A 21,252-nucleotide genomic window follows, 5' to 3' on the forward strand; every position below is an offset into this window, starting at 1 on the left:
GTTTTGCATGTCTGCCATGCGTTAAATCAACATTGTTTAGGTATTCCTTGACCGGCGCCGTCCTGCGCGTCATGCTTGGACGAAGCGGGGGGCAATCGTGCAACGGATGGTCAGGGACGAGACGGACAGCGCGAAGATCGGCACCGACCATTCGGCGATGCGGGCGCGCAACGAACGGCTGGTGCTGTCGCTGATCCGCCGTCACGGCGCGCTGGCGAAATCCGAAATCGCGCGGCTGACCGGGCTTTCGGCGCAGACCGTGTCGGTGATCATGCGCGGGCTTGAAGCCGCCGGGCTTCTGACCCGTCAGGCGCCGGTGCGCGGCAAGGTCGGCCAGCCCACGGTGCCGATGTCGTTGGCGCCCGAAGGCGCGTTGTTTCTGGGCCTCAAGGTCGGGCGGCGCCGGACCGAGATGGTGCTGATCGACTTTCTGGGGCAGGTCCGCGGCGCGCAGGTGATGCGGCATGACTACCCGACGCCCGATGGCGTGCTGGACTTTGCCCGCAGCTCGGTCAGCGCATTGACCGAACCGCTGCCCGAGGATTTGCACAAGCGGATTCAAGGGCTTGGCATCGGCCTGCCGTTCCAGCTCTGGGACTGGGCGGGCACGCTTGGCCTTGCCTTCAACGCGATGGACGATTGGCGTCACCGCGATATCCGCGCCGAGCTGGCGCTGGAAATGCCCTGGCCGGTGCTTTTGGAAAACGACGCCTCGGCCGCCTGCAATGCCGAACTGGTTTTCGGCAAGGGCCGCCTGCCGAAGGATTTCGTCTATGCCTTCCTCGGCTTCTTCGTCGGCGGCGGGCTGGTTCTGGGCGGCTCGATGTTTGCCGGGCACAGCGGCAATGCCGGGGCGCTGGCCTCGACCCCGGTGCCTGACGGCAAGGGCGGCGCGCGGCAGTTGGTCGAGGTGGCCTCGCTTTCGGCTTTGGAACGGGCGCTGGCGGCGCGCGGGCAAAGCGGGGCGTTTCTGTGGGAATCCGCCCCGGATTGGGAATTGGACGAAGAGATCGTCGCCCCCTGGCTGGCCGAGGCGGCCAAGGGGCTGGCCCATGTCGCGGCCTCGGCGGGGGCCCTGTGCGATCTGCAGGCGATGGTGATCGACGGCTGGCTGCCGGAGCGGTTGCGGGCCCGGCTGATCGCGGCGATCGAGGCGGAACTGGATCGCATCGACCTGTCGGGGATGGCGCGGCCGCGGATCCTGGCGGGCACGGCGGGGCCGCAGGCCCGCGCGCTGGGCGCAGCAAGCCTGCCGCTTTCGGCGAAGTTTCTGGTCGAATTCGCCGCGCTGCCCGACGTGCCCGATCGCGACTAGGCCGCAAGGCCCCGCATCGCCACGATCTGCCCGATGGCGCGATGCAGCGGCACGGTGCCGAACATGTCGGCCAGCATGCGGATATCGGCCCGGATCCCGGCCAGACGACCGCGTTTGGCACCTTTCCAGGGGCTGGCCACCCCGGGCCAGCGCACGATGGCCAGCCGCGCCCGCGCCGCGATCAGACGGCGGTTCAGGTGCATTTCCAGCCCGAAGCGCGGCAGCGCCCGCAGCGCCTGCGGATCGCCGATCAGCGCCCGGCGCAGAACCCGCTCGCCCGAGATGTAATCCAGCCCGATCAGCCGCCACGGCCAGGGCGCATTGCCGCGCAGCGAGATCGCCACATCGGCCCGCCCGGATTGCACCGGGTCGATCAGCGCGGCAATCGCCTCGGGCGCCAGTCCCAGCAGATCGCTGTCCAGAAGCAGGATCAGCTCGTGGCGGGCCACCTCGATGCCGACCGAAACCGCCCAGCTCTTGCCCCGGTTCGGGCTTTGCCGGATCAGCCGCACGCCCGGCACCTGCGCCGCCACTGCGGCGGTGCCGTCGCTTGAGCCGTCATCGACGACGATCACCTCGTCGATCAGCGGATGGCCGACGACACTCTGCAGCACGGCGGCGATGCGCGGGGCCTCGTTATAAGCGGGGATGATGCAGGAAACGCCCATGGCCTACACCTTCGCTTCCTGCCCGGGCGCGAGCGCGTTGCCGCGCCATTCAAACCCGCGCGACCGCCAGGTGGCGACCCAGAGCGGGGCGAGCAAAAGATCGCGCAGCACCATGGCGAGGATGTCGATCCGCCGCGCAGGCCAGCCCGCGACGCGGTTCATCGCCACCTCGACGCCATACCAGAGCGCGAGGAAAGGCAGCGCCAGCGCCGCCGTCCAAAGGCCGAGCGCCGGGATCAGCGCGGCCAGCGGCACGAAGGGCCCCAGCAGGATTTCCGCGGCAAAGAGCGCCGGGAACCCGTCGCGCCGCACCCGCGCCCAGCGCAACTGCCGCTTCCAGACCGCGGCAAAGCTGCGCTTGCCGATCGGCTGGGTAAAGGCCCGCCGCGTCAGCCGCACCTTCAGCCCCTGCGCCCGCACTGCCTTGGTCGAGGCGACATCTTCGGCCAGATCGCGGCCCAAAGCCACCAGACCGCCCGCGTTTTCCAGCACGTCGCGCCGCCACGCCAGTGTCTTGCCCTGCGCGAAACCGTTGCCCAGGCTGTCCGCGGCCAGCTGCCAGCGATCCTGAAACCCGTCCAGAAAGGCACATTCCAGCGCCGCCCAGAGCCCCTCGGCGCGGATGCCCACGGGGGGCGAGGTGACCAGCCCGGTATCGGGGCGGAAGGTGGCGAGGATCTGCTCGATGTAATCGCGCGGCAACAGCAGGTTCGAATCCGCCATTGCGACGATTTCGCCCCGCGACGCGGTCCAGCCCTTTTGCAGATTGTTGAGCTTGGGGTTACCGGTGATCCGGTCCTCGCCAATCAAGAGCTGCGCCCGCGCCTGCGGGTACTCGGCAATCAGGGCGCGCAACAGCGCCACGGCGGGGTCGTCCTCGACCGCGGCGCAGAAGATGATTTCGAGGTTCGGATAGCTGAGTTCAAAGGAGGAGCGCAGGGTTTCGGCATCATGCGTGTCCAGCCCGCAGACCGGACGCAGAAGCGTCACCAGCGGCGGGTTGGCGGGCAGGACGGTCGGCGCGGGGCCGCGATAGCGCCAGGCGGTCAGCGCGGCAGAGGCGACATGCAGGGCAGCGGCCAGACCGGCAAACCCGGCGAGCGTTTCGGCGATCATGCGTCCACCTCTTCCATCAGACCCTGGCGGACCGGGGCGGCTTCGACCTCGGCGCGCCATTCCACAAGTTGGAGTGCGCCCTCGAAGGTTTCAACCAGCGCGGTCCGGCTGTCGACCCAATCGCCGCAATTGGCATAGGTGATCGGGCCGCTTTGCCGCAGCGCCGCCTTGTGGAAGTGACCGCAAATCACCCCGTCGTGCCCGGTCGTGACCGCCATCGCGGCCAGACGCTTTTCAAAACCGTTGCCGACCATCATCAGCGCATTGACGCCGCAGATCGCCCATTCGAAGATCCCGCGCTTAGCCGAGGGCCGCAGCCCGCGCAGGGCGTGATCGACCGCGCGCAGCGCGGCATCGAGCCGCGAGCCGATCCGGGTCATGACATGAAAGCGGAAGATCCGCGCATCGACCTGATCGCCGTGCAGCACCAGATAGCGGGTGCCGTCGGCGGCGACATGGGTCAGGCTGTCGGTCAGCTCGAAGCGGTCGAAGCGGCCGGTCGCGATCTCGCGCAGCGGCGCATCATGGTTGCCGGGCAGATAGACGACGCGGGTGCCGGTGTTGGCGCGGTTGCCCAGCTCGGTCCAGATCGCATCCTGCAGCCCGCCCCAATGCACCCGGCCGGGGTGCCAGACATCGAGGATATCGCCGACAAGATAGATCGTCTCGGCCTCGACACTGTCCAGAAACGCGAGGATCTCGGCGGCGCGGCACCCCCGCGCCCCCAGATGCAGATCGGACAGAAAGAGGCTGCGGTAACGACGGCGCAGACGGGTAGCGGAAGCGTCGAACATGATCATTCCCCGTTGTCGATGCGTTTGCACTATCAACAACCGGGAACGACGCTTCCGTTGCAGCTTCACGAAGATTTCATGACGCGGCGCCGCAATGCAGCGACAGGCTGTCGCATTCCCGGGCAAAGCGCTTGAAAAGCCCGACGCGCGGGCGCTTCGGGCGGATTTAGGTCCGCTTCGGACTCAGCCGCGGGCGAGCAGCGCCGAGGGGCGGTATTGCGCGATGGTGCGCGCGACCAGCCCCGTCACCACCACCTTGATCAGATCGCCCGGGATGAAGGGCGCCATGATCAGCGTCGCGGCCCAAAGGCTCATCGGCGCGTCCCCGGGGTTCAGCCCGGCGTTCTTCACCAGCCAGAAGCCAAGGATGCCCAGCGCATACATGATAACGATCCCGCCCAGCGTCGCGCCGATCCCGGCGGCAAGGGCGACCGGAACGCGGCGCAGGCGCTCGACGATCAGGCCGGTGACGAAGGCGGCCGGAAGCCAGCCGATCAGGAAGCCCGCGGTCGGGCCGACGAAGATGCCAAGGCCGCCGCGGCCGCCCGCCAGCACCGGCAGGCCGATCGCCACCAGCGCCTGCACCAGAAGCACCGCCAGCGCGCCACGCCAGCTGCCCAGCACCGCGCCCGCCAGCATCACGCCCAGCGACTGCAGCGTGATCGGCACGCCAAAGCCCAGCGGAATCGCGGGCACGAAGCCAAGCGCGACGATCAGCGCGGCGAAAAGCCCGATCAGGGTCACGTTACGTTCCAACTGTGTCTCTCCCTTTGCGCGGCAGGGCCAATCCACCGCGTGCGCGCAAGGCATCGGCCATATGATCCGCATCGTCAAGCAGCGAAAACGTCAATGGCGCAAGGAGTTTCATCCGCGGCTTGCGGGCGGAGCGGGCCCGCCAGGCCTCGGCCAAAATGTCGTGACGGGCGCGCAGGACCGGCACGAAGCGGATCACCAAAGCCACCGAAATCGCCGGGACACGCGGGGAAATCCCAAGCCGCGCAAGCGGTTGCGCCAGCCATTCGATCAGCGCCACGATCTCGGGCAGCGGCGTCGTCAGGGTGACGAGATTGGCCAGACCGACCATCGCCAGCACCCGCAGGCCGAACACAACCCCCAGCTGAAAACGCCCCTGCGCCGTGTCCCAGAGCAGGATCACCGCCACGATCCAGACCAGCGGACGCAACGTCACCAGGCTTTGCCGGATCGCCCCGCGGCCGAGGCTGGCGGTCAGGGCGGCCACGACCAGCACCGCCGCCCCCTGCCCCGCCAGACTGCCGATCCGCATCAGGGCGATCATCGCCACGGCGAGCAGGCCGAATTTCACCGCCGCGGGCAGCCGATGCGCCCAGGTGCGATAAGGCAGCGCCAGGCTCAGCATGCGCCCTCGCGCGCCAGCGCCTGCATCGCCGCGATGTAGCGCGGCAGCACCTCGGCGGGCGGGCCGTCGGCCTCGATCCGGCCGGCCTCCAGCCACAGGACGCGGTCAAACCCGCTCAGCCGCGACGGGTCATGCGTCACCAGCACGACATTTTGCGCCAGCCCCGCGATCCGCGCCTCGATCGCAAGCGCGGTGGGCAGGTCAAGCGCGTTGAACGGCTCGTCGAACAGGATCCAGTCCGGCTCCATCGCCAGGACCGACATCAGGCACAGAAGCTGGCGCTGCCCCTGCGAGAGCGTGTGGCACAGCCGGTCGCCCCAGTCCGCGCGCCCCTGCGCCGCCAGAACGGCCTCGGCCCGGGCCAGCGCCGCGGCGCGTTTCAACCCCTTCTGCTCCAGCCCGAAGGCGATCTCGTCACGCACCACCGGAAAGATGATCTGATGATCGGGGTTCTGGAACAACAGCCCCACCGTGCCCAGCGCCCCGGCGCGGTCGGCGGCGACATCGACGCCATTCACCATCACCCGGCCCTTTTGCGGCGCCACCAGCCCGGTGATCAGCCGGATCAGCGAGGATTTGCCCGCGCCATTGCGCCCGACGATGCCGATGCGCCGCTCGGTCAGGCGCAGGGTCAGGTCGGAAAACACCTCGGTCCCGTCGCGGTCCAGCGTCACATGTCCGATATCGATTGCCTGCATCATGGCCTCCGGCTGCTGCCTTGCCCGCTTGGCGCCGCAAGGTCAACCGCGAAGCGGTGGCGATTGCGCGACGGGGGTGATAAGGCTGGCCGTGGTGGGCGGAATCATGTCGCCGATCCTGACCCATCGCCTCGCAAGGCCCAAGACCGAAGGCTCGATGACCGAAACCTGTCTTTCCCCCGCTGACGCCAAGGCCGAACTGGCCCGCCTGACCGCCCCGGTATCGAAGCAGCTGCGCTCGGCCGGGATGCTGGCCTCGCTTTCCGAAGTGCTCTGGGCGGCGCAGGCGGCGCTGGTCGCGCTGGCTTTGGGGGGGCTTGTCGCCCCGCCCGCCAGCCTGAGCGTGCCGCAGGCGGCCTTGGGCTTCGTCTTCGTGATGCTGCTGCGCGCGGGGCTTGACGCTGCGGCGCAGGCCCGCGCCAACCACGCCGCGACGACGCTGGTGGCGGCCGAACGCGCCCGGCTGCTGACCGAGGCGGCGCGGCTGGACGCCCGCGCCACCGGCCTTGCCCCGGCGCAGCTGGCCAGCCTTGCGGGCGAGAAACTGGCGCTGCTTGGCCCCTATGTCTCGCGCTTCACCCCGGCGATGACCCGCTCGCGCATCGTGCCGATCGTATTTCTGGCGCTGGTGGCGCCGCTCTCCTGGGTCGTGGCGGTGATCTTCCTGATCGCCGGGCCGCTGATCCCGGTCTTCATGGCGCTGATCGGGATGGCGGCGCAGCAGGCGTCCGAGCGGCAGATGGCGCATCTGGGCACGCTGAACGGCACGCTGGCCGACCGCATCGCCGCCAGCGCCGATCTGCGGCTGCTGGGCGCCGAGGCCCGGGCGGGGCGCGAATTGTCGATCGTGTTCCATATCCTGCGGGCGCGGACGATGAAGGTGCTGACGGTGGCCTTCCTGTCCTCGACCGTGCTCGAACTCTTTTCCGCGCTGGGCGTGGCGCTGGTCGCGGTTTACGTCGGCTTCAACCTGCTGGGCGAGATCACCTGGGGCTCCTGGGGCACGCCGCTGCATCCGGCCGGGGGGATCTTCCTTTTGATGCTGGCGCCGAACATGTTTCAGCCGATGCGCGATCTGGCCGCGGCCTGGCATGACCGGGCCTCGGCCTTTGCCGTCGCGGGCGAACTCAAGGCCGCCAAGGCGATGCTGTCCGAAGAAGGCCAGATCATGGGCACGGGCGCTGCGGCCAAGGCGCTGCCGCCCGCGGTTCTGTCCTGGGCGGGGCTCGCGCTGCGGCCGGGCCCCGGGGCGGCGCCGATCGCCCTGCCCGACGGGCAGGTCGCGCCCGGTGAGGCCGTGGCGATTTCCGGCCCCTCGGGGGCGGGGAAATCGACGCTGATCGCCGCGCTCGCCGGGCTGATCCGTCCCGATGCGGGCGAAATCCGCTGGGGCGAAACCGTGCTGGCCGAGGACAGCGCCGATGCGATCCGGGCGGGGATGGGCTGGCTGCCGCAGGCGCCGCAATTCATCGCCGCGCCGCTGTCCGAGGCGATCACGCTCGGCCGTCCGGGCGATCTTGCCGCGGCGTTGCGGGCCGCCCATGCCGAGGAAATCATCGCCGCCCTGCCCGAGGGGCTGGCAACGCCGCTCGGCGACATCGGCGGCGGGGTTTCGGGCGGCGAGGCGCGGCGGCTGATGCTGGCGCGCGCCCATCACGCCCAGGCGCATCTGATCCTGGCCGACGAGCCCACCGCCGATCTGGATGCCGAAACGGCGCAGGCGGTTCTGGCCGGGCTGATGGCACTGCGCGATGGCGGCGCGGCGCTCTTGATTGCCAGCCATGACCCCGCCGTGATCGCCGCGATGGATCGCGTCATCACCCTGGGTCACGATGCGGAGGACCGGACATGATCGCGCTTTTCCGTCTGGCACGGCGTCTGTCAGAGGCCGAACGCACCGCCTTTCTGCGCGGCCTTGCACTGATGGTGACGGTGCTGGTGATGGGCGTCGCCCTTCTGGGCCTGTCGGGCTGGTTCGTCACCGCCGCCGCCGCCGCGGGCATCGCCGGGGTCATCGGCTTCGATTTCTTCCGCCCCTCGGCCGGGGTGCGGTTTCTGGCGCTGGGCCGGGCGATGGCGCGCTATGGCGAGCGTCTTCTGACCCATGACGCCACTTTGCGCGCGCTGGCGGGGATGCGCAGCGCGGTCTATGCCGGGATCACCCGGCTGCCGCATGAGGTGCAATCGCGCCTGCGCGGCGCCGAGGCGCTCAACCGCATCACCTCGGATATCGACGCGCTCGACGGGCTGATGCTGCGCCTGGTGCTGCCGCTTTCCGCCGCTGTGGCGGGGCTGGCGGCGGGCACGCTGGCGATCTGGTTTCTGGTCACGCCCGCCGCCGCGTTGGCCGTGGCGCTGATCTATGCGCTGGGCGGCACGCTGGTTCTGGTCGTGACCGCCCGCATCGCGCATCGCCCCGCCGCCGAGGCCGAGGCCGGGCTGCAGGGGCTGCGCGCCGCGGGGCTTGATCTGATGCGCAACCGCGCCGATCTGGCGGTGGCGGGGGCGCTCGACCGGCTGACCGGGGTGGCGCTGGAGGCCGTGACCGCCGAGGAAACCGCGCGCAACCGGCTCGATGACATTGAACGGCAATCCTCCTCTGCGCTGGCGCTGACGGTGGGCAGTGCCGCCGCCGCCGCGCTTTATCTGGGCGGCAGTGCCGCCGAGGCCGGGCTGATCTCTCCCGCCCGCGCCGCGATCGGGTTTTTCGTCGCGCTGGCGCTGGCCGAAAGTCTGGGCGCGCTGCGCCGGGGTCTGGCCGAATGGGGTCGGATGCAGGGCGCCGCCGAACGGGTTCTGCGCCTGACCGACACGCCGCCGCGGCCCGATCCGCAGGTGGTGCCGCTGCCCTTGCCGGAAAAACCGCTGCTGAGTGTGACCGACCTGCGCCACCGCCGCACCGGCGCGCAGCGCGACAGTTTCGGGCCGGTCAGCTTTGAGTTGATCCGCGGCGAGACGCTGCTGATCACCGGCCCTTCAGGGGTCGGAAAATCGACGCTTCTGGCCACGCTCGCCGGGCTGACGGCGCCGGTCTCGGGGCAGATCCTGCTCTCGGGCGTGGCGCTTGCGGATTGGTCCGAGGAGCTGTTGCGCTCCTGGCTGACGCTGGTGCCGCAACGCTCGGCGCTGATGGCGGGGACCGTGGCCGAGAACCTGGCGCTGGCCCTGCCCGAGGGACAGCCGGTCGACGAGGCGCAGCTCTGGCAGGTGCTGGAGGCGGTCGATCTGGCCGGGCCGCTGCAGGCGCGCGAGGGTCTGGCGACGGCTCTCGGACCGCATGGATCGGGGCTTTCGGGCGGTCAGGCGAAGCGGCTGGCGTTGGCGCGGGCGCTGTTGCGCCGCCCCAAGGTGCTGCTTCTGGACGAGCCGACCGAGGGGCTGGATGCGCCGACGGCCACGGCGACGCTGCAGGGCATCCGCAAGCTCTTGCCGGAAACCGGGATCGTTTTCGTCAGCCACCGCAGCCCCGATGCCGATCTGGCCGACCGGGTGCTGCATCTGGCCGAGTGACCTGCCCCCGCTCAGCTGCGGGGGGTCAGTGTCAGCCTGATCCCGGCATCGGACCGCACCGTCAGATGCGCCACCGGCATCGGCACCGCGCCCGGGACCGGATCAAACCGGAAGGCGCGCAGGAACATCGACAGCAAAAGCGGCCCTTCCGCCATGGCGAAAGCCGCGCCGGGGCAGACCCGCGGCCCCTCGGAAAACGGCACATAGGCGTCGCGCAGCCCGGCCTTGCCGTTCTCCGTCTCCCAGCGGCCGGGGTCGAAAGCGTCCGGGTTGTCCCAGATCCGTTCATGCCGGTGCAGGTGCCAGGGGGAAACGATGATCTGCGCCCCCTTTTTGACCTTCCGCCCGCGGAAGGTCATCGGGCAGGCGGCTTCGCGCACGAACATCGGCACCGGCGGGTAAAGCCGCATCGCCTCGCGGAACACCGCGCGCGAGAGTTTCAGCCGGTTGACGATGGAAAACACCGGCACGCCATCGCCCAGAACCTCGGTCGCCTCGACGGCCAGTTTCTCCTGCCAGTCGGGATGGGTAGCGAGCAGATAAAGCGACCAGGCCAGCGCCGCGGCCGAGGTCTCGTGCCCGGCCAGGAAAAAGATCGCCACCTGATCGACCATCTCTTCGGTCTCGAAGACCCGGCCGGTTTCCGGGTCGGGCGTCGTCATGATCTTCGTCGCCAGATCGTCGGGCGCAGTGCCGTTCTCGATCTCCCCCGCCCGCATCCGCGCCAGCTGCCCGATCAGCGCCCGGATTGCCCGGGCAGTGTCGCGCGTCTGTTTCGAATGGAAACCGGGGACCCATTTCGGCAAGGGCAGGATCGCCGCCAGATTGGCCACCGGATGCGCCGCCTGATGGGCGCGGAACCCTTCAAAGGCCGCCTGCGCGATCTCATGCTCGATCGGCATCGAGAACATCGTGCGGAAGATCACATCCATCGCCACATGGCTGGTTTCCGCCTCGATCTCCAGCGGTTGCCCATCGGCTTTCGCCCGCAGCCGGTCGACCGCCGCGACGCCGCTGTCCCACATCGCGGGGAAAACCTCGCGCAATCTGCCGCCCTCGAAAGCCGGGTCGATGATGCGGCGCTGATGTTCCCAAAGCGCGCCGTTGGTGATGAAGACAGAGTCGCGCAAAAGCGGCTTCAGGCCAAAGCGGATGCGCTCGGACTTGGGGAACTCATGCGGCGAGCCGCGCAGGACGCGATGCACCAGCTCGGGCTCGTTGCACAGGAAGGACCGGAAGAACGGCGTCTTCATCTCGGCCATCCAGGCCCGGTAAAGATGCGCGGGCTGCGCCGAAAGGATGTCGCGCTGAAACAGCCGCAGATATTCCAGAAGCGAGACCTTGCCCGCGCGCGCCTGCGGTTTCGGCGGCAGGGTCACTGCGGGCGGCGCGGCGGCGGTTTCATCGGTCATCGGCGCACTCCGGTTCTGCATCTGGGGGCTCGGGGCCATCGGTCGGGTATCCGGAGAGGTTTCGGGCTTGTCAGTGACGGCTATCACAGGAAATTGCCCTTGTCCGCCCCGTGATACCTTGGGTCGCACTCGCCCGCGCCGGGAAAGACGCGTAAAGTCACGCGACCCCACTCCGCCGCAAAGGCCGTTCGTCCATGCTCGACGCCCTCGACACCCCGGCGCATCCCTGCGGGAAGTGCCTCTTTTACGAAAAGAGCCTGTGGAACCCGGTGGGCCTTGGCGGCGTCTCGGTGCTGGCCTGCGGCTTTTCCCGCCGCGATGTCGCCGCGGGCGAGGTTCTGTTTGAACAGGGCAGCCGCAACAAGGGCGTCTTTTGCATCTCGAAGGGGCTGATCGCGCTGCGCAGCCACAATCCCGACGGCTCCTCGACGCTGATGCGGCTCGCCTATCCGGGCGAGATCGTCGGCTTCCGCTCCTTCCTGAGCCATGGCGAGCACCAGACCGAGGCGCGGGCCTTGATGCCCGCGCGGGTCTGCACCGTGGCGCGGGGCAGCGCGGAAAAGCTTCTGCGCAACAGTCCCGCGATCATGGAGCGGCTGATGGTGCGGGCCGTGGCGGAAATCGACCGCAGCCATGCGCGGATCATCGCGGCGGCCACCACCTCGAACAAGGACCGGCTGGAACAGTTGCTCGGTTGGCTGATGGCGCGGCATGGCGCCCGCATCGGCGCCGAGATGCGGATGCAGTTGCCGATGACGCGCTCTGACCTCGCCGATCTGATCGGGGTGCAGCGGGAAACCATGTCGCGGCTGATCAAGCGGCTGGAGGAAGACGGCGTGTTCCGCTTTTCCGGCCGCGAGGTCTGCATGCGGGTTCCGGGCGATCTGATGGCGCAATGCTCCGACGCCGAACGCGAAGAGGTCCGGCTGCTGGTGCAACGGCTGCGCTGAGATCGCTCAGCGCGGGCTCAGCGCCAGCCAGATCCCGTCGCGACCGCGCACGGTCAGCTGCGCCACCGGCATCGGCTCGCGCCCGGGCACCAGCGCGACGCGGAAATGCTTCAGCATCATCGCCAGAAGCAGCGGCCCCTCGGCCATGGCAAAACCCGCCCCGGGGCAGACCCGTGGCCCGGCCGAGAACGGCACATAGGCCAGACGCGAGCTTTCCCGCCCCTCGGGCGTGTCCCAGCGCGTGGGGTCGAAATCGTCCGGGTCCTTCCAGATCCGCTCGTGCCGGTGCAGGTGCCAGGGGCTGACCACGACCAGCGCGCCTTTGGGCACCTTGCGACCACGGAAGGTCTCTTCCTGCACGGCCTCGCGCAGATACATCGGCACCGGCGGGTAAAGCCGCATCGATTCGCGAAACACCGCGCGGGCCAGTTTCAGCCGCGGCACCGAGGAGGCATAGATCTTTTCGATGTCGATCACCGCCTCGGCTTCCTCGGCCAGACGGTCCTGCCATTCCGGGTAAAGCGCCATCAGGTACAGCGACCAGGCCAGCGCCGCCGCCCCGGTCTCGTGCCCGGCCAAAAGGAAGATGCCGACCTGATCGACCATCTCGCCCGGGCTGAAGCACTTGCCATCCTCGGGGTCGGGGGTGGTCATGATCCGCGTCGCCAGATCATCAGGCGCGGTGCCCGCGGCGATCTCGGCCGCGCGGGCCTCGACAAGACCGGAAATGAAGCCGCGGATCTGTTTCGCCGTCTTCGCCGTCGCACCAAAGCGCAGCCGCGGCAGCCAGCGCGGCAGGCTGAACAAGGTCCCCGTGTTCACCATCGGCCGCGAGGCCTGATGCGCGCGGAAAGCATCGAAAACCGCATTCGCCGTCGCGTTCTCGACCGGGATCGAAAAGAGCGTGCGGAAGATCACATCCAGCGCGATATGGCTGGCCTGGCCCTCGACATCGACGGGGCGGCCATCGGCGAGCGGTTTCAGCCGCTCGACGCCAGACAGGGCCGCATCCCACATCGCGGGCAGCACGTCCTTGGTGCGGCCGCCGTCAAAGGCCGGGTCGATGATCCGGCGTTGCCGTTCCCATTCCGGGCCGTTGGTGATGAAGATCGAATGGCCCAGAAGCGGCGTCAGCCCCTCGAAAAGGCGCAGCGATTTCGGGAAATCCTCGGGGCGGCGGGTCAGGATCAGATCGACCAGATCGGGGTCGTTGCACAGGAACGAGGTGAAGAAGGGCGAATGGAATTCGGCCATCCAGGCGCGGAACATCCGGGCGGGTTGCACGGCCAGGATGTCCTGGCGGATCAGGCGGAAGAAATCGCGCGGGCCGACGCGCTCGGGCCGGGGCGCGGGCTTGACCGGGCGGCGATGCGCAAAGGGGCATTGCGGCGCTTCGGCGGAACGGTCGGCGGCGTCTTTCATCGGGTCTCTCACCTTGGCCTGCTTCGGCCCCTTGTGGCATGAAGCAGGCGCAGGCTTGGTGACCATCGTCAAGTCGATGCTGCGATCTCAGTCGGCGACAGGCAGCAGCACGGGCTCGGCCCGCCACTCGGCCGGGAAGATCCGCTCCAGCGCGGCGATTTTCGGCCTGTCCACCGTGACGATATAGGGGTGGTCGGGGTTCAGGCTCAGGAAGTTCTGATGATAGGCCTCGGCCGGGTAAAAGGCGGCGCCGGGGTCCAGCTGCGTGACGATGGCGGCCTCAAAGGCCCGGGCGCGGCCCAGCTGGTCGATATAGGCTTTCGCGATCCTTGCCTGATCCTCGGTCACGGGAAACAGCGCCGAGCGGTATTGCGGCCCGACATCGGGGCCCTGCCGATTGAGCTGCGTCGGATCATGCGCAACGGAAAAGAACACATGCAAGAGCTCGCCATAGCTGATCTGCTTCGGGTCGAAGACCACCTGCACGGCTTCCGCATGGCCGGTGTCGCCGCCCGAGACCTGATCGTAACGGGCCGTCGCCGCCGTGCCGCCCGCATAGCCCGAAGTGGCGCTGATCACGCCGTTCAGATGCTGAAACACCCCCTGCACGCCCCAGAAACACCCGCCTGCGAAGATCGCGGTTTCCGGGCCGGTCATCGCCGCCGCATCCACGGCTGGCGGCGGGATCACCCGGAATTCCTCGGCAAAGGCGGGGGGCGCAAGGGCAAGCGCAAGGGCAAGAACAAGGCGGCGCATGGGGCGATCCTTTATCCAAAGGTGAAGGCGAAGGCCTGAACGCCGGGGGCGTCGAAGCGGATCTCGAACAGGTGGTCGGTGACCGGCCCCTTGGCGCGGTAAAGCTGATAAAGCCGGTCTTCGGTCACGATGCCCCGGCCCGCGGCATCGACGTCAAGCCCGGCATCGGCGCCGGGGGGCTGCCCGTCGATCGTCACGGTAAAGGGCACCGGCGCGGCGCCGGGGGCCAGCACCAGATGCAGGTCGCGGGCGTGAAAGCGCATCGTCACGCTGCCGCCGGGGGCATTCAGCTGCGCGGCCTCGGCCCCCACGGTCCAGTCGCCCGCCAGCGCCCATTCGTTGAGCCGCAGATCGGGCGCGGTGTAGCGGTGCGGCTGATCGGCGATCAGCCCCTCGGCGTTCAGGTTGCCGCTGGCGCGGGCATGGCCCAGATAGGTCTCGGGCGAGAGCACATCGCGCATGTCGGCGGGGGCAGAGACGCCCGCGGCCTGCACCTGCGCTGTGGTGTCGGGGCTGGCCCCGGCCTCGGCCAGAAGGCTGCGGATCACCTGTTCGGACTGCTCATAGCCGCCCTCGCCGAAATGGTGGTGACGGATCTGCCCCTTGGCATCGATGAAATAATGCGCGGGCCAGTAGCGGTTCGAAAACGCCCGCCACAGCGCGTAATCATTGTCGAGCGCCACGGGATAGGTGATGCCCAGATCGCGGACCGCCTTTTCGACATTGGCCGGGTTCTTTTCAAAGGCGAATTCCGGCGCATGCACGCCGATCACCACCAGCCCCTTGTCGCGATAGGCGGCATCCCAGGCCTGCACATGCGGCAGCGCCCGCAGGCAGTTGATGCAGGAATAGGTCCAGAAGTCGATCAGCACGACCTTGCCGCGCAGTTGCGCTGCGGTGAGCGGCGGGGAATTGAGCCATTGCACCGCGCCGGTCAGATCGGGCATCTGCCCCTCGACCGGCAGGGCCTCGGGCTGGCCCTTGGCCACCATCGCCGGGCCCGCCATCATCGCGGGGCCTCCGGTCATCGCAGGCCCGCCCGTCATCGCAGGCCCGCCCGTCATTGCCGGACCACCCGTCATCGCCGGGGCGGGTTGCATCACCGTGCTGCCCTCGGGGCCGAAGCGGGTCAGCAGCGCGGCTTCGAGCCGGTTCGTCGAGGCGGTCGAAAGCCGGGTCAAAAGCCCGGTATCGAGCCCCAAAGCAATCGCCGCGACCGCCGCCAGAACCAGCGCGCCCAGACCACGCCGCAGCCCCTCGCCAAAGCCAAGGCTGCGCTTCATCAGCGCGAAGACCCGCCCCCCGGCCAGCAGCGCCACGGCCAGCGCCGTCGCCGCCCCCAGCGCATAGGCGAACAAAAGCCCCGTCGTCGCGACGCTCGCCCCGTTCAGCGCCGCCCCGGTCAGGATCAGGCCAAGGATCGGCCCGGCGCAGGGCGCCCACAAAAGCCCGGTGGCCACGCCCAAAGCGGCCGAACCGAAGGCCCCCTCGCCCCGCCCCGAAGCGCGGTTGCCCAGCGCGACAAGCGGCCGGGTCAGCCGTTCGGACAGCGCGGGGAACAGAAGCATCAGCCCGAACAGGCCCAGAAGGGTCAGCGCGATCCCCCGCCCCCAGCCATTTGCCGTCACCGCCCAGCCGCCGCCCACGGCGGCAAGGCTTGCCACCGCGGCAAAGGCCAGCGCCATCCCGGCCAGCATCGGCAAGCCATTCGTCAAAAAGGGTTTTCCGGCGCGGGCAAAGACGAAGGGCAAAACCGGCAGGATGCAGGGGCTGAGGATCGTCAGCACCCCGCCGAGCCAGGCCAGAAGGGCAAGGGTCATCGCTTAGGTCTCCGGGGTGAAGGTCATGGCGACGCCGTTCATGCAATAGCGCAGCCCGGTCGGTGGCGGGCCGTCCTCAAACACATGGCCCAGATGGCCGCCGCAGCGGGCGCAATGCACCTCGGTCCGGGTCATCATCAGCGCACCGTCAATGCGGGTGCCCACCGCGGTTTCGGAAATCGGCTGGTAGAAACTGGGCCAGCCGGTGCCGCTGTCGAATTTCGTCTCGGACGAAAACAACGCCTGCCCGCAGCCCGCACAGGCAAAGCTGCCTTTGCGGTGTTCCTGCTCCAAGGGGCTGGTGTAGGGATATTCCGTGCCCTCCTTGCGCAGGACCGAATAGGCCTCGGGCGACAAGAGCTTGCGCCACTCCTCGTCGCTGTGCACGACCTCGAATGTTTCGGCGGCGGCCTTGTGCGCCGCCAGCCCGACGGCCGCCAGACCGGCCGAAAGAAGAAGATGTCTCCGGTTCATGCGCTCCTCCGCAGCTTGATCCGAAGCATCAATTAGGGCGCTAACGGCCGCCGTCACGCGGCCGCGGGCAACGCTTTCGTGAATGCGCTAAAAGATCGCGTGATCGCCGCGGTCATCGGCAATCTCGCCGCGCAGCATCGCGGCGACGTAATCCTCGAACCGCTCGGTGCCATATTCCGGCGTCGCATCAGGATCATAGCAGCCCTTGACCGGGTTCCACAGCAGCATCGATTCCGAGGCATAATAGCGCCCGATCCGGGCCAGCTCCGCCTTGGCGGCCAGTTTCGGGGAAAATTTGCCCAAAAGGCTCAGAACGCCGACGATCGCATCCATCAGCTTCGGCGTCACATGCCGGATCTTCACCGGCTTGCCGGTCAGCCGCTCCAGCATCGCCGCCTGATCGAGCGGCGTGAGCGCGGGCCCGGGGCCGCCGATGGGCAGCACTTTGCGGATCTTCTCGGGATCGCTCAGGCAGGAGGTGATGAACCGCCCCAGATCGGCATCGGAAATCGGCTTGCAGGCGGTGATGCGGCCATCGCCGAAGACCAGGAAGGGCTTGCCCGCCTGCACCCGCGGGATCTGCCCCGAAAGCGATTTGAAAAACGCCGTCGGCCGCACGATCGACCATTCCAAGGGCGAGCCGCGCAGCTGCGCCTCGAAGGCCAGTTTCGCCTTCTGGAACTCCAGATAGGGTTTTTGCACGCAAATGGCGGAGAGCAGCACGAATTTGCGCACCCGCGCCTCCATCGCCGCTTCCAGCGCATGGGCATGGGCGCGGTCGTCGATCGCCCAGGCGTCGGCGGGCAGCCCGGTGCGCGAGGCAAGACAGGACACGATCGCCGCGCAGGGATGATCTTTCAGCACCCGGGCGACGGTGTCGGGATGGCTCACGTCGGCCTCGATCAGCGTGCAGCCGGGCAGCTTCGCCGGATCGGTGCCCGGACGCACCAGCGCCCAGACGCCATGCCCGGCCGCCAGCAGCGCAGCGGCAGTGGCGCGGCCGATGGTGCCGGTGCCCCCCAGCAAAAGAACACGGTATTTCAGATCGTTCATCGCAAGGCCCCCTCTTCGCGCCCGCACCTTAGCAGGATGCACGGGCGCGGCCAGATGCAGTTTGGCGCAGGGCCAAAGGAAGGGGGCGCAGCCGCCCGGCCGCGCCCCCCGCCCTGGTCGTTCGATCAGTTCTTGCCGACGATGACGTCGGAGGCCTTGATGATCGCGCAGGCCTCGTCGCCGACCTTCAGCGCCAGATCGGCGGCGGCTTCATTGGTGATCGAGGCGGTGACGACGGTGCCGCCGATGTCGATCTTGACATGGGTGGTGACATTGCCGGTCTCGACAGCGGTCACCTTGCCCGCCAGAATATTGCGTGCGCTGAGTTTCATCGGGGGGTCCTTTCCCGGAGAGATTGAGTCGATTTTTGCCAATTTCTTGCGGCAAGGCCAGTGTTAACCTTTGCTACCTCTTTGACAATATGAGAAAAATTTACATATCGGAGCCATGCGGTGATCGCATGGCTCCTCCTCCGGCGGCGGGACGCGCGCTCAACCCTCGGGCACGGTCAGAAGGTCGGTCAGCGCCGAGAGCGGCAGATCCAGACGACGGATCTGCAGCTCTTCCAGGAACTTCTCCTCCATCTTCGTCAGCGGCCCGGGGATCACCGCGACATGGCCGGGGGCAGAACGCTTGGCGATCTGGCGGGCATAGATGCGCAACAGCTGGTCATCGAAGCGGCAGCCCAGGAACAGGAACGGCCGCCCGGTGCGGCGTTCGCGCACCTCTTCGGGGATCGGCGTCTGGATGTCGATCTCGGTCAGCACCTCGACGTAATCGGCGTCCGAGAGCAGGAACGAAGACCCCATCCGCACGAGGCCATGCGGCTTGTAGATCAGCGATGTCCACGCCGGATCGGCGGCGGCGACGGGGGTGCCGAAACTGTCGAAGGCGGCGGTGAAAGCGTCGGAATGCGTCCCTGCCCGGCTGATCCCCTGCACATGGCCCCAATCGCCATCGCCGGGGCCGAAGGCGCGCAGGAGACCCTCGTCATACCAGGTGTCGACGACCATCGGCACCCGCATCGCGGCCAGCCAGTCATGCACCGGATTGGGCCGGTCGGGGCGGCCGACGAAAGCCTTGCGCACCAGCGCGTCGAGCGTGGCGCGGAATTTCCGGCTTTCGATATATTGCGCCACCGCCCACAGATTGCCCGCGGCGCGGCGCGGCACCCGGACCTCGGCTTCCAGCCTGCGGCACAGCTCGGCCGTCGTGCCGGGCGCCTGCCCGCCCGACAAGGCCGAGACCTCGGGGCCCAGATAGGGGATGCGACGGCCCGCCCCCACCTCGGCCATGACGGTTTCCAGAAGCGCGATGTCGGTCATGCTCAGTCCTCGTCGGAAATCTTGCGCGCCTCGACCGTCACCGGCAACTGCGGCGGCGTGTCGAAGGCGGGCATGGCAAAGACCCAGCCATTGGCCAGCTTCGCCCAGCCGCCCCAAAGCCCGGGTTTCTCCTGTTCGACCACCATTTCCTCGAGGTCCTTCTTCGGCACATAGGCTTCGATCCCCTTGGCGGTTTCGCGAATCATCACTTTCATCGGGGCAGTTCCTTTGCAGTTTGCGCAAGGCTTGCGCGGGTCACGATATGGGATTGCAGCGCATGTTCGGCCTCGCGCGCGGCAAGGGTCCCGGCGGGCTTGATTTCCTTTTCGCGCATGCCGACGATCGAGCCGCGCTCGATGAAGTCGATGGCGTAGATGTAGAATTGCGACAGGAACACGCCGATGTCGCGGACATAGCCGACATCGCCCTTTTTCACCACGATGTCGCCGATCTCGAACCCGGCCATGGTGCCGTCGTTCTTCACCTGCTTGCGGGCGATCACCTTGTCGCCCGGCCGGTAGGCGGGGGCGCGGTAGACCTCGATTTCACGGTCGTCGGTCGACATGGGTCACTCCTTCATATGGGCAAGCCGCTGGATCGCGGTCTCGCGGATGATCTCTTCGGGGTCTGCAACAAGGCGGCGCAATTCCTCGCGCCCGCCTTCCTCGGCAACGGCGTGGCGGACGCGGATATCGTCATCCGTCACGAACAGCCCGGGCCGCCGCCGCGCCGCCATGCGCCGCACCAGCGGCTCTGGGTCGGTGCGGAAACGGTCGAGACAAGCGGGCGCGATGCGACGGGCGACCTCGGCGCGGACCTCGGGATCGGGGTCGGCACAAAGCATCGGCAGCATCCCCGGCTCGGCACGCCGGGCAACGATCAGCCGGACATGGCCGTCCCTGTCCTGCAGCATCGGCAGCAGTTGACCGGGCGGCAACCGATGCGCCACCGCAATGCGCACGGCGCGGTCCGGGTCGCGGATCAGCCGTTCCGCATGGGCCGCGGGCAGGCGCAACACCGCCATGCCGCGCACGGCAGGATCTTCGTCGGCCAGAAGCCGCGGCAGCCGGAAGACCGAGGCCGTCCGCGCCGCCTGCACCCGGGTTTCGAAATGGGGATGGCTCAGGTTTTCATCGGCCAGTTCCGGGTTGAGGGTGAAGAACCGCTCGATCCGCTTGGCGTAGCGATCATTCAGGCAGGACCAGCCCAGCCCGCATTGCCCGCTCTCCAGCCGGTCATGGAACCGGCAGGCGCCGCATTCCAGCGCCTTGCCAGTCCAGTCGAGCGGTTCGGGGCCTTCGGGCATGCCTGAATCCTTACGCGGTGATGGCTTGTTTTTGGGCCATTCTTTCGCGGTAGAGGGTTGAGATTGCGGGTTCGATATAGTCCTGCGCCCAGCTGTCGAGCGCGGTGATTCCGGCGGCGGCCAGGCCCTCGCGCGGGCAGTCGCCGATCTTTGCGACCAGGACCGTGTCGATGCCGTCAAGCGCCGCGATGACGCGCTCGAGCCGGTCTTCCTCGCCGCCGCCGTCGACGCAATAGTTGTCGCAGCGGCGGTGAAAGGCGAAGCGCACGCCGGTCGCGTCGACCTCGAAGACCTGGAACTCGGTCGCATGGCCGAAATGCTGGTTGATCCGGCCGCCGCCCTGGGTCGTCACCGCCACCAGAAGCTTCGGCGAGCTCGCCGCGCAGGCCGCCTCGGTCGCTTCCTGCGCGGCTTTTGCCGCGGCGCGGCGGTCTTCGCGCTCGGCCCCCACCCAGTCGCGATAGGTTTCGCGCGCCGCGCCGTCATAGACCGGCGCCTCGGGCACCAGATCCAGGGTGAATTCCTGACCCCGATCCTCGCCAAGAAACCCCACCGCATCGGCGCGGCACTGGCGGCAGTGCTTCATCAGATTGGCGCCGCCCGCGCAGGCCTCCTGCACCGCCAGAAGCTCGGCCGCGGTGGGCCCGCGCTGCCCGGTCAGACCGAAATGCGTGCCATGTTCGGGCGCCGAAATCAGCGGCATGATGTTGTGCAAAAACGCGCCGCGGCGTTTGACTTCGCGGTTCACCTCCAGCAGGTGTGCGTCATTGATGCCGGGGATCAGCACCGAATTCACCTTGACCAGAATGCCCCGCGCCACGAGGCCGTCCAGCGCCTCCATCTGCCGTTCGTGCAGGATGCGGCTGGCTTCCACGCCGTAGATCCGCTGGCGGTTGTGAAAGATCCAAGGGTAGATCTTTGCCCCCACCTCGGGGTCGATCATGTTGATGGTGATCGTGACGTGATCGACATTCATCTCGACCAGCTCGTCCAGGTGATCGGGCAGCGCCAGACCGTTCGAGGACAGACACAGCTTGATATCGGGGATCTGCGCCGTCACCAGCCGAAAAGTTTCCCTTGTTTTCTGCCAGTCATAGGCGCTGTCGCCCGGCCCGGCGATGCCCAGAACCGAGAGCTGCGGCACTTCGTTGGCCACCGCAATCACCTTGCGCGCGGCCTGCGCCGGCGTCAGCCGCTCCGACACCACCCCGGGGCGGCTTTCGTTCGAACAATCGTATTTGCGGTTGCAGTAATT

General features: G+C 68.2%; 22 protein-coding genes. 4 read left to right on the forward strand and 18 right to left on the reverse strand.

Annotated elements, in window-relative coordinates; all coding sequences use genetic code 11:
* Window positions 1-106: 106 nt before the first annotated feature.
* Window positions 107-1,315: an ROK family transcriptional regulator gene (locus LY44_RS02310; RefSeq protein ID WP_055213193.1), complete on the forward strand. Its 1,209-nt coding sequence runs from the start codon at window positions 107-109 to the stop codon at window positions 1,313-1,315.
* Here LY44_RS02310 and LY44_RS02315 read toward each other — a convergent pair.
* The 6 genes from LY44_RS02315 to LY44_RS02340 form a co-directional block, all read right to left on the reverse strand.
* The gene (locus LY44_RS02315; RefSeq protein WP_055213191.1) at window positions 1,312-1,983 is read right to left on the reverse strand and encodes a glycosyltransferase family 2 protein; all 672 of its coding nucleotides are present in this window, start codon (window positions 1,981-1,983) and stop codon (window positions 1,312-1,314) included. The genes LY44_RS02310 and LY44_RS02315 overlap by 4 nt on opposite strands.
* Window positions 1,984-1,986: 3 nt before the next feature.
* Window positions 1,987-3,099 carry a ceramide glucosyltransferase gene (locus LY44_RS02320; protein WP_055213190.1) on the reverse strand — a complete coding sequence of 371 codons (1,113 nt, stop codon included), beginning with the start codon at window positions 3,097-3,099 and terminating at the stop codon, window positions 1,987-1,989.
* The gene (locus tag LY44_RS02325) at window positions 3,096-3,893 is read right to left on the reverse strand and encodes a UDP-2,3-diacylglucosamine diphosphatase (protein WP_055213332.1); all 798 of its coding nucleotides are present in this window, start codon (window positions 3,891-3,893) and stop codon (window positions 3,096-3,098) included. Before LY44_RS02325 ends, LY44_RS02320 begins: the two co-directional genes overlap by 4 nt.
* A 183-nt stretch (window positions 3,894-4,076) precedes the next feature.
* Entirely contained in the window at window positions 4,077-4,649 is a 573-nt protein-coding gene (locus LY44_RS02330; RefSeq protein WP_055213188.1) for a biotin transporter BioY, read from the reverse strand.
* Window positions 4,639-5,271, reverse strand: a complete 633-nt coding sequence (locus LY44_RS02335; protein ID WP_055213187.1) for an energy-coupling factor transporter transmembrane component T family protein — start codon at window positions 5,269-5,271, stop codon at window positions 4,639-4,641. The genes LY44_RS02330 and LY44_RS02335 overlap by 11 nt, the downstream gene beginning before the upstream one ends.
* Window positions 5,265-5,969: an energy-coupling factor ABC transporter ATP-binding protein gene (locus LY44_RS02340; RefSeq protein ID WP_055213330.1), complete on the reverse strand. Its 705-nt coding sequence runs from the start codon at window positions 5,967-5,969 to the stop codon at window positions 5,265-5,267. Before LY44_RS02340 ends, LY44_RS02335 begins: the two co-directional genes overlap by 7 nt.
* Window positions 5,970-6,075: 106 nt before the next feature.
* Between LY44_RS02340 and LY44_RS02345 the strand changes: the two genes are divergently transcribed.
* Together LY44_RS02345 and cydC are read left to right on the forward strand one after the other, a co-directional pair.
* Window positions 6,076-7,821, forward strand: coding sequence for an ABC transporter ATP-binding protein/permease (locus tag LY44_RS02345; RefSeq protein WP_223230706.1), 1,746 nt, complete (start codon window positions 6,076-6,078; stop codon window positions 7,819-7,821).
* Entirely contained in the window at window positions 7,818-9,479 is a 1,662-nt protein-coding gene (gene cydC / locus LY44_RS02350; protein ID WP_055213185.1) for a thiol reductant ABC exporter subunit CydC, read from the forward strand. The genes LY44_RS02345 and cydC overlap by 4 nt, the downstream gene beginning before the upstream one ends.
* An 11-nt stretch (window positions 9,480-9,490) precedes the next feature.
* Here the strand turns inward: cydC and LY44_RS02355 are convergent, their stop codons facing one another.
* Complete coding sequence (locus LY44_RS02355; RefSeq protein ID WP_055213184.1) at window positions 9,491-10,891, reverse strand: cytochrome P450; 1,401 nt, start codon at window positions 10,889-10,891, stop codon at window positions 9,491-9,493.
* 194 nt (window positions 10,892-11,085) lie between these two features.
* On the opposite strand from LY44_RS02355, the gene LY44_RS02360 reads away from it, so the two are divergent.
* Window positions 11,086-11,841, forward strand: a complete 756-nt coding sequence (locus LY44_RS02360) for a Crp/Fnr family transcriptional regulator (RefSeq protein ID WP_055213183.1) — start codon at window positions 11,086-11,088, stop codon at window positions 11,839-11,841.
* A 6-nt stretch (window positions 11,842-11,847) separates the two neighbouring features.
* On the opposite strand, the gene LY44_RS02365 is transcribed toward LY44_RS02360, so the two are convergent.
* From LY44_RS02365 to nifB, 11 genes are all read right to left on the reverse strand, one after another.
* The gene (locus tag LY44_RS02365) at window positions 11,848-13,263 is read right to left on the reverse strand and encodes a cytochrome P450 (protein WP_055213181.1); all 1,416 of its coding nucleotides are present in this window, start codon (window positions 13,261-13,263) and stop codon (window positions 11,848-11,850) included.
* A gap of 87 nt (window positions 13,264-13,350) precedes the next feature.
* Entirely contained in the window at window positions 13,351-14,019 is a 669-nt protein-coding gene (gene msrA, locus LY44_RS02370) for a peptide-methionine (S)-S-oxide reductase MsrA (protein ID WP_055213180.1), read from the reverse strand.
* Between the two features lie 11 nt (window positions 14,020-14,030).
* The gene (locus LY44_RS02375) at window positions 14,031-15,839 is read right to left on the reverse strand and encodes a cytochrome c biogenesis protein DipZ (protein WP_055213178.1); all 1,809 of its coding nucleotides are present in this window, start codon (window positions 15,837-15,839) and stop codon (window positions 14,031-14,033) included.
* 3 nt (window positions 15,840-15,842) lie between these two features.
* The gene (msrB, locus tag LY44_RS02380; RefSeq protein ID WP_055213176.1) at window positions 15,843-16,313 is read right to left on the reverse strand and encodes a peptide-methionine (R)-S-oxide reductase MsrB; all 471 of its coding nucleotides are present in this window, start codon (window positions 16,311-16,313) and stop codon (window positions 15,843-15,845) included.
* 87 nt (window positions 16,314-16,400) lie between these two features.
* Complete coding sequence (locus tag LY44_RS02385; RefSeq protein ID WP_081024543.1) at window positions 16,401-17,366, reverse strand: NAD(P)H-binding protein; 966 nt, start codon at window positions 17,364-17,366, stop codon at window positions 16,401-16,403.
* Window positions 17,367-17,491: 125 nt separating this feature from the next.
* Window positions 17,492-17,698, reverse strand: coding sequence for a TOBE domain-containing protein (locus LY44_RS02390; protein ID WP_013068958.1), 207 nt, complete (start codon window positions 17,696-17,698; stop codon window positions 17,492-17,494).
* Between the two features lie 159 nt (window positions 17,699-17,857).
* Window positions 17,858-18,691, reverse strand: a complete 834-nt coding sequence (locus tag LY44_RS02395; protein WP_055213174.1) for an SIR2 family NAD-dependent protein deacylase — start codon at window positions 18,689-18,691, stop codon at window positions 17,858-17,860.
* 2 nt (window positions 18,692-18,693) lie between these two features.
* Entirely contained in the window at window positions 18,694-18,906 is a 213-nt protein-coding gene (gene nifT, locus LY44_RS02400) for a putative nitrogen fixation protein NifT (protein WP_055213172.1), read from the reverse strand.
* Entirely contained in the window at window positions 18,903-19,256 is a 354-nt protein-coding gene (locus LY44_RS02405; protein ID WP_065118438.1) for a nitrogen fixation protein NifZ, read from the reverse strand. The genes nifT and LY44_RS02405 overlap by 4 nt, the downstream gene beginning before the upstream one ends.
* Window positions 19,257-19,259: 3 nt before the next feature.
* Complete coding sequence (locus tag LY44_RS02410) at window positions 19,260-19,997, reverse strand: 4Fe4S-binding leucine-rich repeat protein (RefSeq protein WP_055213170.1); 738 nt, start codon at window positions 19,995-19,997, stop codon at window positions 19,260-19,262.
* Between the two features lie 10 nt (window positions 19,998-20,007).
* Window positions 20,008-21,252, reverse strand: a 1,245-nt coding sequence (gene nifB / locus LY44_RS02415; RefSeq protein ID WP_111395943.1) for a nitrogenase cofactor biosynthesis protein NifB, incomplete at its 5' end; no start/stop codon positions are given.

The sequence above is a fragment of the Rhodobacter capsulatus genome (genome assembly GCF_003254295.1).
GTDB lineage: Bacteria > Pseudomonadota > Alphaproteobacteria > Rhodobacterales > Rhodobacteraceae > Rhodobacter > Rhodobacter capsulatus.

What these genes read in the sequence shown, in the direction of transcription:
- LY44_RS02310 (WP_055213193.1), top strand. Translation starts at nt 107, where the DNA reads ATGGTCAGGGACGAGACGGACAGCGCGAAGATCGGCACCGACCATTCG.
- LY44_RS02315 (WP_055213191.1), bottom strand. Translation starts at nt 1,983, where the DNA reads ATGGGCGTTTCCTGCATCATCCCCGCTTATAACGAGGCCCCGCGCATC.
- LY44_RS02320 (WP_055213190.1), bottom strand. Translation starts at nt 3,099, where the DNA reads ATGATCGCCGAAACGCTCGCCGGGTTTGCCGGTCTGGCCGCTGCCCTG.
- LY44_RS02325 (WP_055213332.1), bottom strand. Translation starts at nt 3,893, where the DNA reads ATGTTCGACGCTTCCGCTACCCGTCTGCGCCGTCGTTACCGCAGCCTC.
- LY44_RS02335 (WP_055213187.1), bottom strand. Translation starts at nt 5,271, where the DNA reads ATGCTGAGCCTGGCGCTGCCTTATCGCACCTGGGCGCATCGGCTGCCC.
- LY44_RS02340 (WP_055213330.1), bottom strand. Translation starts at nt 5,969, where the DNA reads ATGCAGGCAATCGATATCGGACATGTGACGCTGGACCGCGACGGGACC.
- LY44_RS02345 (WP_223230706.1), top strand. Translation starts at nt 6,076, where the DNA reads ATGTCGCCGATCCTGACCCATCGCCTCGCAAGGCCCAAGACCGAAGGC.
- cydC (WP_055213185.1), top strand. Translation starts at nt 7,818, where the DNA reads ATGATCGCGCTTTTCCGTCTGGCACGGCGTCTGTCAGAGGCCGAACGC.
- LY44_RS02355 (WP_055213184.1), bottom strand. Translation starts at nt 10,891, where the DNA reads ATGACCGATGAAACCGCCGCCGCGCCGCCCGCAGTGACCCTGCCGCCG.
- LY44_RS02360 (WP_055213183.1), top strand. Translation starts at nt 11,086, where the DNA reads ATGCTCGACGCCCTCGACACCCCGGCGCATCCCTGCGGGAAGTGCCTC.
- LY44_RS02365 (WP_055213181.1), bottom strand. Translation starts at nt 13,263, where the DNA reads ATGAAAGACGCCGCCGACCGTTCCGCCGAAGCGCCGCAATGCCCCTTT.
- msrA (WP_055213180.1), bottom strand. Translation starts at nt 14,019, where the DNA reads ATGCGCCGCCTTGTTCTTGCCCTTGCGCTTGCCCTTGCGCCCCCCGCC.
- LY44_RS02375 (WP_055213178.1), bottom strand. Translation starts at nt 15,839, where the DNA reads ATGACCCTTGCCCTTCTGGCCTGGCTCGGCGGGGTGCTGACGATCCTC.
- msrB (WP_055213176.1), bottom strand. Translation starts at nt 16,313, where the DNA reads ATGAACCGGAGACATCTTCTTCTTTCGGCCGGTCTGGCGGCCGTCGGG.
- LY44_RS02385 (WP_081024543.1), bottom strand. Translation starts at nt 17,366, where the DNA reads ATGAACGATCTGAAATACCGTGTTCTTTTGCTGGGGGGCACCGGCACC.
- LY44_RS02390 (WP_013068958.1), bottom strand. Translation starts at nt 17,698, where the DNA reads ATGAAACTCAGCGCACGCAATATTCTGGCGGGCAAGGTGACCGCTGTC.
- LY44_RS02395 (WP_055213174.1), bottom strand. Translation starts at nt 18,691, where the DNA reads ATGACCGACATCGCGCTTCTGGAAACCGTCATGGCCGAGGTGGGGGCG.
- nifT (WP_055213172.1), bottom strand. Translation starts at nt 18,906, where the DNA reads ATGAAAGTGATGATTCGCGAAACCGCCAAGGGGATCGAAGCCTATGTG.
- LY44_RS02405 (WP_065118438.1), bottom strand. Translation starts at nt 19,256, where the DNA reads ATGTCGACCGACGACCGTGAAATCGAGGTCTACCGCGCCCCCGCCTAC.
- LY44_RS02410 (WP_055213170.1), bottom strand. Translation starts at nt 19,997, where the DNA reads ATGCCCGAAGGCCCCGAACCGCTCGACTGGACTGGCAAGGCGCTGGAA.